Below are 13,880 nucleotides of genomic sequence, written 5' to 3'. Positions count from 1 at the left end.
CAAGTGAAGGTTCAAGGCAATTCTTGTCGCATGTAGATGAAGTGCCCAGCAGATTGGGCAATTTCATTATGGCAGGGCGTTGTATCCGTCACTAAATCCATTCATGGATACAGGAATGCCAATGCCTTCTTCCGGGGTTTTAAACACCACAAAAAGCGCAGTTTCTGCCGCAGAAAGCTCGCTGATCAAATCTGGGGTCAACACAACTTCCGCCATGCAACCGTTCGGCAGGCAGCGGATAAAGGGCGCGCGGCCTTTATCATTGCCATCAAGCACCAAGCCAAGCTGGTTTGGCAGCAACACGCCAAGCGGGGCCAAAATCCGCAACAATTGAGTTTGTTTGTCTGCGGTTTTCAACACAATTACGCTCAGCGCAACGCCAGGCTGGTCTTCCGCAGTCACATTCTGGATCAAGGCACATTGCTCAAATGTTGCACCCGGAGGGGTATCGCAGGTCATTTGCCAATCGCCATAATCGCCTTTCACCACGCCTTGCGCTTGCGCATTAGAAAAAAGCAGTCCTGCAAACAGCACACCCATAAACAGCTTAATCAAACGCATGATGAGACGATTCCTTTACCCTTCAACTGTGTTGAATTTGCTTGCTTTCAGCGCATCAGTCAATTCAACCCGTCCTGATTGCGCGGCTTATTCACATGCGAGAATTACGGCGCAACAATGTCGTTACAATCAATTTCGGTGGAAATTTAAATGAAAAGTGCAAAATTTTGCGCAAAAAAGCTCATTGCAGCTATATGCCGCACTGAATAATGCCTGTTTGGAATTGCTTTGCGCTTTCTGATATGGTTTTAGTCTGTTTGAGATTCTGCGCTTTTACGACCAAACGCGAATTGACAAGCATATTTGCTTGCTCTTATGCGTTACCGTCGAAAAAGGGCCTAAACATGTCGCAAAGGGAGACTGGCGTGAGCAAACTTCTTGCACGTCTGGCTAAAATTACATCTGCAATCACACTCGGGCTATTGCCCACCGCCGCATGGGCGCAAAACGGGCAGCCAGAGCCCGGCGCAATCGGTTTGCAAGAATCTGTAACACCAATTATGGACTCAACGATTGCCTTTCATAATGGTTTGTTGATGTGGATCATCACTCTTATAACCATTTTTGTAACGGCGTTATTGATCTGGGTCATTATTCGTTACAATAAACGCGCAAATCCAAACCCATCTAAATTCACCCACAACACACTGATTGAAATTGTGTGGACTGTGGTGCCAATCATCATCTTGATCGTGATCGCCGTGCCTTCATTTGGCGTGTTGTCAGATCAAATGACCGTGCCAGATGGCGAACGGAAATATTTGGGATCAAACATTTTCTCACGCGATAGCGGTGAAGTGGTGCCTGCACCAGAACTCACAGTGCGCGTAACCGGCTATCAGTGGTACTGGGGTTTTGAATATCCAGACCTTGAAGGCGCATCTTTCGATTCGATCATGCTCAGCAAAGAAGAAATCGCTGAAAGCAAGCCTGGCCAGCCATACTTGCTCGCGGTTGATAATGAGCTTGTTGTGCCAGTGGACACCACTGTTCGCGTTGAAGTGACAGCGGCTGACGTGATCCACGCATTCGCAGTGCCTGCATTCGGCGTGAAAACTGACGCGGTGCCAGAGCGGTTGAACGAAACATGGTTCCATGTGCGTAAAGAAGGCCTTTACTACGGTCAGTGTTCAGAGCTGTGCGGTAAAGACCACGCCTTTATGCCGATTGCTGTACGCGTTGTCTCGAAAGAGGAATTCGCGGCATGGGCCGAAATTATGAAAGCCGAAGACGATGTCGCGGCTGCTAATGTGACTTTGGCGAGCCTTAACTAAGGCCCGCCGCTAATTTTGCCGCCCAAGTTGGGTCTCAAGGGGGATCTTAGGGCGTTAAGGAAAGAGGCAAGGAAAGCAAATGGCGAACGCAACTGCTGCCCAAAATTCACATGATGCGCATGACCACCCAACGGGCTGGAAGCGTTATGTATATTCAACCAACCATAAGGACATCGGTACGATGTACCTGATCTTTGCGATTGTCGCAGGGATCATCGGTGGCGCATTGTCTGGCTTTATGCGCTGGGAATTGGCTGAGCCGGGTATTCAAATTTTCCCAGGTTTGGCGTCTATTGTTTATGGTGCTGAGTGGCAAAGCGCAGCAGCGCTTGACGCTGGTAAGCACATGTACAACGTGTTCACCACTGCCCACGGGTTGATCATGGTGTTCTTTGTGGTGATGCCAGCCCTTATCGGTGGCTACTCAAACTGGTTCGTGCCATTGATGATTGGTGCACCAGATATGGCGTTCCCACGGATGAACAACATCTCATTCTGGTTGTTGCCACCAGCATTTATCTTGTTGCTGATGTCAATGTTCTTTGAGGGCCCTCCAGGTGGCATGGGTACAGGTGGCGGTTGGACCGTTTACCCACCATTGTCAACTTCTGGTCAGCCTGGCCCTGCGATGGACTTCGCCATTCTGTCGCTGCACGTTGCTGGTGTGTCATCTATCTTGGGTGCCATCAACTTTATCACAACAATCTTCAACATGCGCGCACCGGGCATGACATTGCATAAAATGCCATTGTTCCCATGGGCGATTTTGGTCACAGCGTTCTTGCTGTTGTTGTCATTGCCTGTTTTGGCTGGCGCGATCACCATGTTGTTGACTGACCGTAACTTCGGCACAACCTTCTTTAATCCTGCAGGCGGTGGCGATCCGATCTTGTTCCAGCACTTGTTCTGGTTCTTCGGTCACCCTGAAGTGTATATTATGATTTTGCCTGGTTTCGGCATCATCTCACACATCGTGTCTACCTTCTCTCGCAAGCCAATCTTTGGTTACTTGGCGATGGTTTATGCGATGGTGGCGATTGGTTTCGTGGGCTTCATCGTGTGGGCACACCACATGTACACCACAGGCATTTCGCTTGATACACAGCGCTACTTCGTATTCGCCACAATGGTGATTGCGGTGCCAACAGGCGTGAAGATCTTCTCTTGGATTGCCACAATGTGGGGCGGCTCAATTGAATTCCGCACACCAATGTTGTGGGCGATTGGCTTCATCTTCTTGTTCACCGTTGGTGGTGTAACAGGTGTTGTATTGGCCAACGCGGGTGCTGACCGTTCATTGCACGATACATACTATGTGGTTGCACACTTCCACTACGTACTGTCACTTGGTGCCGTGTTCGCAATCTTTGCGGCTTGGTACTACTGGTACCCAAAAATGTTCGGCTATATGTACAATGAAACATTGGGCAAGCTGCACTTCTGGGTAATGTTCATCGGTGTGAACTTGATCTTCTTCCCGCAGCACTTCCTCGGCTTGAACGGTATGCCACGTCGTTACATCGATTATCCTGATGCCTTTGCATTGTGGAACATGGTGTCATCAGTTGGCTATTTGATCATGGCCCTTGGCTTGCTGTTCTTCTTTGCCTCAATCATCGAATCTGTGATGAAAAAGCGCAAAGCTGGCGACAATCCATGGGGCGAGGGCGCCACTACACTTGAGTGGACATTGCCTTCACCACCACCATTCCACCAGTTCGAAACTTTGCCAAAAGTAAAGTAATCGGTCTGTAGGTAAGGAAAAGAGACAATGGCCTATATCGGCGATCAAAGTGAAAACACCAGCTGGGGCGGCGCGGAAGTCGAAGACTATTTCGCGCTCCTGAAGCCGCGTGTCATGTCACTTGTGATTTTCACGGCCATTGTCGGCTTGATGATCGCGCCAGGTTCTTTGCATCCGCTTCTCGCAGTCACAGCAATTTTGTGCATTGCAATTGGGGCGGGCGCATCTGGCGCGCTCAACATGTGGTACGATGCGGATATTGACGCGGTGATGAGCCGCACAATCAATCGTCCCATCCCCGCAGGACGGGTCACCAAATCTGAAGCTTTGGGCTTCGGCTTGGTGTTGTCCTTCTTCTCGGTGGCCATTTTGGGCTTGGTAACCAACTGGGTTGCCGCAGGTCTTTTGGCTTTCACCATCTTCTTCTATGCGGTGATTTACACCATGTGGCTGAAACGCTGGACACCGCAAAACATCGTGATCGGTGGTGCGGCAGGTGCGTTCCCACCAATGATCGGCTGGGCCGCAGTCACCGGCACCATCACCATTGAAAGCACCGTATTGTTTTTGATCACCTTCTTGTGGACACCGCCCCACTTCTGGGCATTGGCGCTGTATAAAAAAGGCGACTATGCAGAAGCAGGCATCCCAATGCTGCCCAACGTGGCCGGGGAGCGGGCGACCCAACATCAGATTTTGATCTACACATTCATTTTGGCAGCGATTTCTGTTGCGCCAACCTTGCTCGGTTTCGCAAGCCTTGCTTACGGCATTGTGGCCGGTGGTTTGGGCCTAGCGTTTATTTATTACGCCGTGCGCCTTTGGCTGCAAAAGGACTCTGTTGCGTTGAAAAAGGCTGCGCGCCAACTCTTCGGATTTTCGCTGATCTATTTGTTCGTGGTTTATCTCGTACTGCTCGCTGACGTAAGCGTGGCCAACTTTTTGGGCGGAGCAAACGCATGAGTGAAGAGGTGAAAATGACTAACGATCAAAAACTGGCACAACGTCGCCGCAAGCGTTCCATCGCTTTGGCCGTTATTCTTGGTGTGCTGGCCATTCTGTTCTATGCCATCACAATTGTGAAAATTGGCCCGGCCATTTTCCAGCGTCCATTGTAAGGGTGAATGGCTATGGCACATATTGACACCCAAGATAACGCAAGCCGCAACAACAAACGGATCGCCATTTGGCTGGTTCTGATTGTCGCGCTTATGGTGGGCATGGCCTACGCCGCTGTGCCGATCTATCAAATCTTTTGTCAGGTTACTGGCTATGGCGGCACCACTCAGCGTGCTGAAGACAATGCGATCGCGGTGATCGACCGTGAAATGACAGTTCGATTCGCGGCACAGGTGGCCAGCGATTTGCCTGTGCGCATTGTGCCTGCTGCCACTCAGGTCGATAAAGTCGGTAAAAAGGTCACCGTGACCTATGAGGCCACAAACCTCACTGACCAACCTGTCAAAACTGTTGCAAGCTTCAATGTGACGCCAGCGTCCATGGGGGCTTACTTCAACAAAATTGAGTGTTTTTGTTTCACCGAGCAAACTCTTGCGCCGAATGAAACAGTTCAAATGCCGGTTCTTTACTATTTGGATCCGGAGCTGGATTTAAACGATGAGCTTGACACAATTCGGGAAGTCACGCTCTTTTACGCATTCCATGCTTCATAAGATTGGGAGAAGCTAAATATGGCCGCACACGCCAAAAATCATGATTATCACTTGGTTGATCCAAGCCCATGGCCGTTTATTGCCTCTGTTTCAACACTCGTGTTGGCGATTGGTGGTATTGCTTGGATGCAAGACTGGACGCCATACATCTTCTTTATCGGTTTGGCCGGCGTGCTTTACACCATGTTTGGTTGGTGGCGCGATGTGATCAAGGAAAGCCATGCGGGTGACCACACCCCAGTTGTGCAGTTGCACCACCGCTATGGCATGATCTTGTTCATCGTTTCAGAAATCATGTTCTTCGTGGCATGGTTCTGGGCCTATTTCGATATGTTCTTCTATGTTGATGAAGCACAGCAAATTGGCCGCGTTGCTGCCACTGGTGGCCATTGGCCTCCAACCGGTGTTGAATTGTTCGACCCATGGCACTTGCCAATCTTCAACACATTGTTGTTGCTGACATCTGGCATGACCGTCACTTGGGCACACCACTCATTGTTGGCTGATGATCGCAATGGCTTGAAGTGGGGCTTGGTGCTCACCGTGATTTTGGGCGCAGTCTTTACCTTTGTTCAGGGCGTTGAATATGCCTCTGCTGGCTTCAGCTTCTCTGGCAACATTTATGGCGCGACCTTCTTCATGGCGACAGGTTTCCACGGCTTCCACGTATTTGTGGGCACAATCTTCTTGATCGTTTGCTTGTTCCGCGCCTTGGCTGGCCACTTCACTCCCAAGCAGCACCTCGGCTTCGAATTCGCCGCTTGGTATTGGCACTTTGTGGACGTTGTATGGTTGTTCCTGTTCGCGTCTATCTATGTGTGGGGCGCTTGGGGCGTTGCCATTTCCCACTAAGGGAAGGGCACAAGAAATTGCAAAGGGCGCGCCATTGGTCGCGCCCTTTCTCGTTTGATGCACAAAAGGTCAAATTCCATGACAGACTATTCAGACATTTCTCCATTCTCCGCTGGCCTGCGTTGCCGCTGCCCCCGCTGCGGCGAGGGGGACTTGCTGCGCGGCTTTTTGCAGGTGGAAGATCATTGCGAGAGCTGCGGCCTGTCATTCAGCTTTGCGGATAGTGGTGACGGTCCTGCCGTGTTCATCACCATGATCGTCGGCTTTGTAATTGTGGGCGCAGCCTTGGCAGTTGAGGTGGCATTTTCACCGCCCGTTGCTGTGCATCTGCTCCTATGGATACCCGTCACCATCATTCTTAGCTTCGCATTGTTGCGGCCGCTCAAAGGCCTGATGATTGCCCTGCAATATAAAAATGATGCGCAAGAGGCGAAATGGGCTGACGATGATGAAGAGGACAAGCCAAATGAGTGAAGCCAAAAAAGATATTCGGCAATCCGGATTGGGCAAAGCTTTCTTTGTCGGCTTCCTGTTGCTCTCAATGGTGCTGTTTTTGGCGCTCGGCTTTTGGCAGCTTGATCGGTTGAATTGGAAAGAGCAGCTGATCGCATCTGCCAATGACCGCTTGGCTGCGGATCGCATTGAAGTGCCTGCCGCAAGCACTTGGGCAAATTTGAACGCCGATGAGTTCGATTTCCAAAAAGTGCAACTCACGGGCCAATTCCTTGAGTGCTGTGAAGCCCGCGTCTTTATCTCGCTTCCAAAAAAGCGCGACCGTTATTCCGGCCCGGGCTATTGGATCGTCACGCCATTCCAATTGGCAGACGGTGGCACTGTTTACGTCAATCGTGGTTTCGCACCGCAAGAGCTGACATTGCCAAAAGCGCAATATGCGCCAGCGCCTGAAGGTCAATTGATGCTGGAGGGCTATATGCGGCGGCCAGAGCGGGTGGGTAGCGCGACTTTGGAGCCGGACTTGGCCAAGCAAGTGGATTGGGTGATCAATCCGCCACGCTTAACCGAAATCATGTTCCCAGAGCTGGACAATGTTGCGCCATTTTATGTGAACCTCTCCAGTCCAGTGGCCGCTGATCTGCCGCAAGCGCCGGACGAAGCAGCGCTGAATTTCACCAATCGGCACCTTGAATATGCCTATACATGGTTTGGCCTAGCCGCATTGATGCCAATTTTAGCAATTTTTTGGCTTATTCGGACCCGCCGCACCCGGCAAGAACTTGCGAAATCGGAATCAGAAGATTAGGGTGCCCCCTCAAAACCACCTTCGGACGACCTTATGCAATATGTAAGTACGCGCGGTGATGCACCGCGATTGGGTTTTTGTGACGCTGTCCTCGCCGGACTTGCCCGTGATGGCGGCCTATATCTGCCAGAGAGCTGGCCGCAATTTTCAAGCGAACAAATCGCCGCCATGGCCAATCGGCCCTTCGCAGATATCGCCTTCGAAGTGATCTCCCCTTTTGTGGATGGTGAGATTGCGGACGACACTTTGCGCGAAATGGTGAATGCCGCTTATGGCACCTTCCGCCATGAGGCGGTGGCCCCATTGGTGCAGATCGCGCCGGGCCATTTTGTGCTTGAGCTATTCCATGGCCCAACCCTGGCGTTTAAAGATGTGGCGATGCAGTTCCTTGCGCGGGTGATGGATCACATTTTGGGCGAGCGCAATCAGCGCGCAACGATCGTTGGCGCCACTTCTGGCGACACTGGTTCCGCCGCCATTGAAGCATTCCGCGGTCGCGACAATACTGATATTTTCATCCTGCACCCCAAAGGGATGGTGTCGCCAGTTCAACAACGGCAAATGACCACGGTGCTGGATGCGAATGTGTTCAACATTGCGTTGGAAGGCAATTTTGACGATTGCCAAACCATCGTCAAAGACATGTTCAACAACCATCATTTCCGCGATTCAGTGCTGCTGTCTGGCGTAAACTCGATCAACTGGGGCCGCATTGTTGCGCAGGTCGTGTATTACTTCACTGCCGCCGCCGCATTGGGTGCGCCGCATCGTCAAATCAGCTTCACGGTGCCTACCGGCAATTTCGGTGACATTTTTGCGGGCTATGTGGCCAAGCGCATGGGGCTGCCGATCAAAAATCTGATCATTGCCACCAATGAAAATGACATTTTGCGCCGCACCATTGATGAAGGGCGTTATGAAATGGATGGCGTTGCCGCCACCACCAGCCCGTCAATGGACATTCAAATCTCTTCTAACTTTGAACGCCTATTGTTTGAGGCGGCAGGCCGCGATGCTGAACTGATTAAGCGCCAAATGGCACAGCTTAAACAGTCTGGCGGCTTTGAGCTGACCGCAACAGAAATCAACGCTATCCGCGCTGAATTTTCTGCAGGCACTGCCGATCAAAATCAAACATCGCAAGTGCAAGCGGACACGTTGGCCAATTGCGGTTATCTGTTGGACCCGCACACCGCAGTTGCGGTGGCCGTCGCCAATTCAAAATTAGAACAATCCACGCCGATGGTGTCGCTTTCAACCGCCCATCCGGCCAAATTCCCCGCTGCTGTGAAAGCAGCCACCCAAATCGACCCGGCGCTGCCCGAGTGGTTGAGCGACCTTTATGAGCGTGAGGAACGCTTCGAGGTGATCGCCAACTCTCAGATTGAAGTTGAAAACTTCATCAAATCCCATTGCCGCGCCAATAAGGAGGCCTAATGCCATTACGTTCTACCACCCTTGATAATGGGATGACTGTGATCACCCATTCCATGCCGTCTCTTGAAAGCGCTTCTGTCGGCGTTTGGGTGAAATCAGGTTCCCGGTGTGAAACTGAACAAGAACATGGCCTGTCGCACCTTCTGGAACATATGGCCTTTAAAGGCACCACTTCGCGTACAGCCCGGCAAATTGCTGAAGAAATTGAAAATGTGGGTGGCGATGTCAACGCCGCGACCAGCATTGAAAACACGGGTTACTTTTCCCGTATTTTGAAAGAAGATGTAGGCCTTGCTGCCGATATCCTTTCAGATATCTTGCAAAATTCGCGCTTTGCTGAAGATGAGCTGACCCGCGAAAAACATGTGATCCTGCAAGAAATCGGCGCCAGCCATGACGCGCCAGACGATTATGTGTTTGATCTGTTCCAAGAAGCGGCTTTCGATAATCAGGCCATCGGTCGCTCCATTTTGGGCACCACCGATTCTGTCGAAAGCTTCACGCCAGATGCAATCCGCGCCTATATGGACCGCATGTATGTGGGCGACCGCATGGTGATGAGCGCTGCGGGCAATGTGGACCATGATCAATTGGTCGACATCGCGGCGAATAAATTTAAAGACCTCAAGGTCAGCGGCGCGCCTGATCCCGTTGAAGCCAAATTCACAGGCGGCGAGCGTCGCCTGAATCGTGATCACGAGCAGGCACATATTCTGATTGGTGTGGAAGGTCGCCCTTACCACCATGACGGCTTCTATGCTTCGCAAATCCTGTCTTCAATTCTAGGTGGCGGCATGAGCTCGCGCCTGTTCCAAGAAGTGCGGGAAAAACGCGGCCTTTGCTATTCAATCTTTGCCTTCCACTGGGCGTTTGCTGACACGGGCACCTTTGGCGTGTCTATGGCGACAGGCGAGCAAGATGTGAAAGAATTGATGCCGGTGGTTCTGGACCAATTGCATCAAGCCACGCAAAACATCACAGAAGAAGAAGTGTTGCGCGTGCGCAATCAAATCCGGGCTGGTTTGTTGATGTCGCTTGAGCGTCCTTCATCTCGCGCTGGCCAATTGGCACGCCAACAGCTTTTGTGGGGCCGCCCCATTTCTCTGGAAGAAACTGTGGAGCGCATCAACCGCATTGACGCAAACCGCGTGATGGAAGTGGCGGCGCAATTGTTCCAAAATGCAAAACCTGTTGTTTCTGCCATCGGTCCGCTAGATCATTTCCCTGACTATGATCGCATTCAAGACGGGCTAAAAGCTTAGGGGAAGCGTGGTGATCGGGCGCTTCTTTTCAACGCAAAATTTTGCGCCGCTGGAATCAAAGCGGCTGATTCTGCGTTTGCCCGAAATGGAAGATTATCCGCAATGGGCGGAGCTGCGCGCGAAAAGCCAGACTTTCCTGAGACCATTTGAGCCGAGATGGGGCGAAACCGAGCTTGCGCGTTTTTCCTTTCGGCACCGCGTCAAAAAAGCGCGGGCGGATGCTGCGGCTGATAAAGCCTATGCCTTTTTGTTGTTTGAAAAAGGCCCAAACCCCAAGCTGGTTGGGGGCTTGAACCTTTCTAACCTGCGGCGGCGCGTGGCACAAACCGTCACCCTTGGTTATTGGGTAGGTGTGGATCAAATCAATAAAGGCATTATGAGTGAGGCTGTTGCCAGAGTTTTGCCATTTATTTTTGATGAATTGGATCTCCACCGCGCCGAAGCAGCATGTCTTGTTGATAATCAGCGCTCTATGAGAGTGCTGGAGAAGAACGGGTTCATGCGCGAAGGACAGGCAGAAGGCTATTTAAAGATTGATGGGAAATGGCAGGACCACGTGCTATTCGGGCTCACCAAAGAACGTTACATAGATCACGTTCAACCTAGATCCTAAGCCCTTGAGATCTGAAGATAACCACCACAATAAAGTTGATGTAACGGCTTTTTCGGGCTACGAAAAACCGTTGGGGGTAAATATGGGAATGTACCGCGCGCTGCGTACCACTTTTTTTGTTTTGGCGCACCTATGCCTATTTTTATGGGTTGGGGCGGCCTCTGCATTGGAAGTGGTTACGATTCCAGAAAAAGTGGGCGCGGTTGATCTCACCGAAGCGGTGGAGCTTCGCGAGGGCCAAGAGGGCCGTGTGCAGCTGTCCACAGCGCCAGATGTAAATGGCATCATTCGCCGCATCGAAGTGCAGGCCACCGACACAAGCACCAACCCCAATTGGGCGCTGATCGCCATCCACAACCCGCTGGACGTGCAGGTTGAACGCCTGTTGGTGGCGCCATTCTTTCAAATGCCCGGTTCCGGTGTGTTCCGCACAGATTTGGGCGGCAAGCGCATCAATGTGATCACTGCCAGTCAGGGCTTCCGCCCAACCCGCGTTGCTGATCAGGAAGCGGACGTATTTTCCATCACAGTCGACCCCGGCGCAACGGTGACCTATGTGGTTGAGCTGGAAGGCGAAAATCTACCAGAATTAGTATTGTGGGAGCCTTCTTCCTACCGCGATTATATCAACGCCTTTACGCTGTTCCGCGGCACCGTGCTGGGTGTTTCCGGTCTATTGGCCGTGTTCTTGTCCATTATGTTTGTGGTGAAGGGGCGGGGCGTGTTTCCAGCCGCCGCTGCGCTGGCCTGGGCCGTGATGTTCTATTTGCTGGTGGATTTTGGCATTCTCGCCAAGCTGATCAATATTCAGCCAACCCAATTGCAAACCTATCGCGCCGCCGCCGAAGCAGCGCTGGCCACTACCTTATTTGGCTTCCTGTTCATCTATCTCAATCTGCACCGATGGCACATCCGCTTCATCCATTTGGCACTCGCGCTAATGCTGGTGATGTTGGCCTTGATCATTCTGGCCTTTTTCCAGCCAGTGCTGGCCGTGGGCACAGCGCGGGCAGTTCTGGCGCTGTTGGGCATCTTTGGTATTGTCGTTGTCGGCTTTCTTGCCGTGCGCAGCTATGACCGTGCGGTTCTGATTGTCCCCACCTGGATCATCTTTGTGGCTTGGCTGGTCTTTGCCTATATGGTCGTTTCCGGCGACATCACCAACGATATTGCCCAATCTGCCGTCGCGGGTGGTCTTGTTTTGATCGTGATGTTGTTGGGCTTCACCGCCATCCAACATGCCTTTACCGAGGGGCAGGTCTCTATCGGTGCTTTGTCTGAAGTGGAGCGCCGTGCGCTTGCCCTCACAGGCAGTGGCGACTTTGTGTTTGATTGGAACATTGAACGCGACCGTGTGGTGGTGTCCGATGGCTTGGCCGCTCGTTTGGGAGAAGATATTTCCGCATTGCGTGGGGACATTAAATTATGGCTTGAGCGCTTGCACCCAGAAGATCGCGATCGGTTCCGCACCGCGCTTGATACGCTGGTTGAGCTGCGCCGCGGCAAAGTCTCTGCTGATTTCCGCATCATCAGCCATGATGGCAGCTACCGTAATTTCCGGTTGCGCGTAAAGCCTGTGCTGGGCGGTGGCGATGAAGTGTCGCGCTGCGTGGGCACATTACAAGATGTGACAGACGAGCGCGTTGCACGTGATCGTTTGCTGCACGATGCGGTGCATGACAGCCTGACAGGCCTGCCAAATATTGAACTATATCTCGACCGGTTGGAGCGGGCGCTCACCCGTTCCCGCGAGAAACGCGCCACCAAGCCAGCAGTCTTTTTGATCGATTTGGACGGCTTCATGAATTTGGACGAGCGGATCGGCCATGTTGCAGCGGATTCTGTGCTGCTCGCCATCTCTCGTCGTTTGTCCCGCTTGATGCGCCCATTGGATACATTGGCCCGCATCAATGGCGACCAGTTCGCCGTTATCCTTGTGTCAGAGGAGAGTGCTGCCAGCATTGCAGGTTTTGCTGAGCAATTGCGCAAAGCGATCAAAGAGCCGATCAAGTTCGGCGACAATGAATTGTCGATCTCCGCATCGATGGGCATCACCATTTACGACAACAAGCCGACCACGCCGCAGCAGGTGCTGCGCAATGCCGAATTGGCCATGCTGCACGCCAAGCGCGATGGTGGCGACCGGATCGAAGCCTATCGCACCACCACAACTGACGCTGGCGTGTTACGCAATCCGCTTGATGTGGATCTGAAATCGGCCATTGATAATCGCGAATTGCAGATTTTGTTCCAGCCGATCTTCGACCTCACAAATGGGCGTTTGGCGGGGGCGGAAGCGTTGATGCGGTGGCATCATCCGCAACGCGGTGCCATCAGCCCATCCGAATTTATCCCATTGGCAGAGCGCACAGGGCTAATTGAAAAGCTTGGGCGTGTGGTGATCGAGCAAACATCGGCACAGTTGAAAAACTGGTTGTCGAGCGGCGAAATGGCACGGGATTTCTTCCTGTCCATCAATATGTCAGCTCAGCAGCTTTCGTCAGATACGATGCTCAACGACATGCGGGCATTGGTGTCCACCAATCCCGAAATCGCAAAGCGGTTCTTGCTTGAAGTCACCGAAAGCCAAGTGATGACGAGCCCCGAGCAATCGGCCTTTATTCTGGACTCGTTGAAGAGCCTTGGTTTCCGGTTGGCATTGGACGATTTTGGCGTTGGCCATTCATCCCTTTCTTATCTGCATCGGTTCCCGTTTGATTTTATCAAAATTCCTTCAACCTTCGTACAGTTGGGTGAACGTCACGGCATCGCCCAAACCCAAATGCCAATCATGAAGGCCGTCATGTCTTTGGCACATGATTTGGATTTGCAGGTGATCGCCGAAGGTGCAGAAAGCGATGATGAAGTTGCGCGCATCCAAAGCCTTGGCTGTCGTTATGCGCAGGGCTTTGCCTTCTCAAAAGCAGTGTCTGGTGCAGAATTTATTCAATTGCTGACCAAAGACGCCAAGAACCGTAAGCAAGCTGCACGCGATGCGGAAATGCAGGCGCGCAAGCTTGAAAAAGAACAGCAGGCCAAAAAAATGGCAGAGCTGCGCGCGCAGGAAGCAGAGAAGCGTGCGGCGGAAAAACGTGCGAACGCTGAAAAAGCTGCACAGGAAGCTAAAGCAGCGCAAGCCAAGCAGGCCGCTAGCGCCAAAAGCGATGCGAAAAAGCCTGCAAAACCAGAATCAAAGAATTAGA

The 13,880-nt window shown here is 52.1% G+C and carries 13 protein-coding genes; 12 read left to right on the top strand and 1 reads right to left on the bottom strand.

Annotated features, from left to right (window positions below; genetic code table 11):
- Positions 1-66: 66 nt before the first annotated feature.
- Positions 67-561, bottom strand: a complete 495-nt coding sequence (locus ATL17_RS09715; RefSeq protein ID WP_133572608.1) for an invasion associated locus B family protein — start codon at positions 559-561, stop codon at positions 67-69.
- A gap of 365 nt (positions 562-926) precedes the next feature.
- Between ATL17_RS09715 and coxB the strand changes: the two genes are divergently transcribed.
- The 12 genes from coxB to ATL17_RS09660 all read left to right on the top strand — a co-directional run bounded on the left by coxB (position 927) and on the right by ATL17_RS09660 (position 13,879).
- Positions 927-1,835: a cytochrome c oxidase subunit II gene (gene coxB, locus ATL17_RS09710; protein WP_425462424.1), complete on the top strand. Its 909-nt coding sequence runs from the start codon at positions 927-929 to the stop codon at positions 1,833-1,835.
- Positions 1,836-1,914: 79 nt separating this feature from the next.
- Positions 1,915-3,579 (top strand): cytochrome c oxidase subunit I, encoded by a 1,665-nt coding sequence (ctaD, locus tag ATL17_RS09705; protein WP_133572606.1) that lies wholly within the window; start codon positions 1,915-1,917, stop codon positions 3,577-3,579.
- Between the two features lie 27 nt (positions 3,580-3,606).
- A complete protein-coding gene (locus tag ATL17_RS09700) occupies positions 3,607-4,542 on the top strand; it encodes a heme o synthase (RefSeq protein WP_133572605.1) in 936 nt (311 codons plus the stop codon).
- A 14-nt stretch (positions 4,543-4,556) separates the two neighbouring features.
- Positions 4,557-4,697 carry a hypothetical protein gene (locus ATL17_RS16925; RefSeq protein ID WP_166638941.1) on the top strand — a complete coding sequence of 47 codons (141 nt, stop codon included), beginning with the start codon at positions 4,557-4,559 and terminating at the stop codon, positions 4,695-4,697.
- Between the two features lie 12 nt (positions 4,698-4,709).
- Positions 4,710-5,252 carry a cytochrome c oxidase assembly protein gene (locus ATL17_RS09695; protein WP_133572604.1) on the top strand — a complete coding sequence of 181 codons (543 nt, stop codon included), beginning with the start codon at positions 4,710-4,712 and terminating at the stop codon, positions 5,250-5,252.
- Between the two features lie 18 nt (positions 5,253-5,270).
- Positions 5,271-6,104 carry a cytochrome c oxidase subunit 3 gene (locus ATL17_RS09690; RefSeq protein ID WP_133572603.1) on the top strand — a complete coding sequence of 278 codons (834 nt, stop codon included), beginning with the start codon at positions 5,271-5,273 and terminating at the stop codon, positions 6,102-6,104.
- 78 nt (positions 6,105-6,182) lie between these two features.
- Complete coding sequence (locus ATL17_RS09685; RefSeq protein WP_133572602.1) at positions 6,183-6,578, top strand: DUF983 domain-containing protein; 396 nt, start codon at positions 6,183-6,185, stop codon at positions 6,576-6,578.
- The gene (locus ATL17_RS09680) at positions 6,571-7,365 is read left to right on the top strand and encodes an SURF1 family protein (protein ID WP_166638987.1); all 795 of its coding nucleotides are present in this window, start codon (positions 6,571-6,573) and stop codon (positions 7,363-7,365) included. Before ATL17_RS09685 ends, ATL17_RS09680 begins: the two co-directional genes overlap by 8 nt.
- A 33-nt stretch (positions 7,366-7,398) precedes the next feature.
- On the top strand, positions 7,399-8,802 hold the full coding sequence (gene thrC / locus ATL17_RS09675; protein WP_133572600.1) for a threonine synthase: 1,404 nt from the start codon (positions 7,399-7,401) through the stop codon (positions 8,800-8,802).
- A complete protein-coding gene (locus tag ATL17_RS09670; RefSeq protein ID WP_133572599.1) occupies positions 8,802-10,064 on the top strand; it encodes a M16 family metallopeptidase in 1,263 nt (420 codons plus the stop codon). Before thrC ends, ATL17_RS09670 begins: the two co-directional genes overlap by 1 nt.
- Before the next feature lie 10 nt (positions 10,065-10,074).
- Positions 10,075-10,677 carry a GNAT family N-acetyltransferase gene (locus ATL17_RS09665; RefSeq protein ID WP_246028680.1) on the top strand — a complete coding sequence of 201 codons (603 nt, stop codon included), beginning with the start codon at positions 10,075-10,077 and terminating at the stop codon, positions 10,675-10,677.
- 82 nt (positions 10,678-10,759) lie between these two features.
- Positions 10,760-13,879, top strand: a complete 3,120-nt coding sequence (locus ATL17_RS09660; RefSeq protein ID WP_246028679.1) for an EAL domain-containing protein — start codon at positions 10,760-10,762, stop codon at positions 13,877-13,879.
- Position 13,880: the final 1 nt, after the last annotated feature.

This window comes from Maritalea mobilis, from assembly GCF_004363175.1.
Classification (GTDB): Bacteria; Pseudomonadota; Alphaproteobacteria; order Rhizobiales; family Devosiaceae; genus Maritalea; species Maritalea mobilis.
The sequence above is the reverse complement of the archived record's forward strand: the minus strand, read 5'-3'. Positions and strand labels throughout refer to the sequence as shown.

Excerpts from the sequence above, each read along its gene's own strand:
- ATL17_RS09695 (WP_133572604.1), top strand. The coding sequence starts at position 4,710 with ATGGCACATATTGACACCCAAGATAACGCAAGCCGCAACAACAAACGG.
- ATL17_RS09660 (WP_246028679.1), top strand. The coding sequence starts at position 10,760 with ATGGGAATGTACCGCGCGCTGCGTACCACTTTTTTTGTTTTGGCGCAC.
- ATL17_RS16925 (WP_166638941.1), top strand. The coding sequence starts at position 4,557 with ATGACTAACGATCAAAAACTGGCACAACGTCGCCGCAAGCGTTCCATC.
- ctaD (WP_133572606.1), top strand. The coding sequence starts at position 1,915 with ATGGCGAACGCAACTGCTGCCCAAAATTCACATGATGCGCATGACCAC.
- ATL17_RS09680 (WP_166638987.1), top strand. The coding sequence starts at position 6,571 with ATGAGTGAAGCCAAAAAAGATATTCGGCAATCCGGATTGGGCAAAGCT.
- thrC (WP_133572600.1), top strand. The coding sequence starts at position 7,399 with ATGCAATATGTAAGTACGCGCGGTGATGCACCGCGATTGGGTTTTTGT.
- ATL17_RS09715 (WP_133572608.1), bottom strand. The coding sequence starts at position 561 with ATGCGTTTGATTAAGCTGTTTATGGGTGTGCTGTTTGCAGGACTGCTT.
- ATL17_RS09690 (WP_133572603.1), top strand. The coding sequence starts at position 5,271 with ATGGCCGCACACGCCAAAAATCATGATTATCACTTGGTTGATCCAAGC.
- ATL17_RS09700 (WP_133572605.1), top strand. The coding sequence starts at position 3,607 with ATGGCCTATATCGGCGATCAAAGTGAAAACACCAGCTGGGGCGGCGCG.
- ATL17_RS09685 (WP_133572602.1), top strand. The coding sequence starts at position 6,183 with ATGACAGACTATTCAGACATTTCTCCATTCTCCGCTGGCCTGCGTTGC.
- ATL17_RS09670 (WP_133572599.1), top strand. The coding sequence starts at position 8,802 with ATGCCATTACGTTCTACCACCCTTGATAATGGGATGACTGTGATCACC.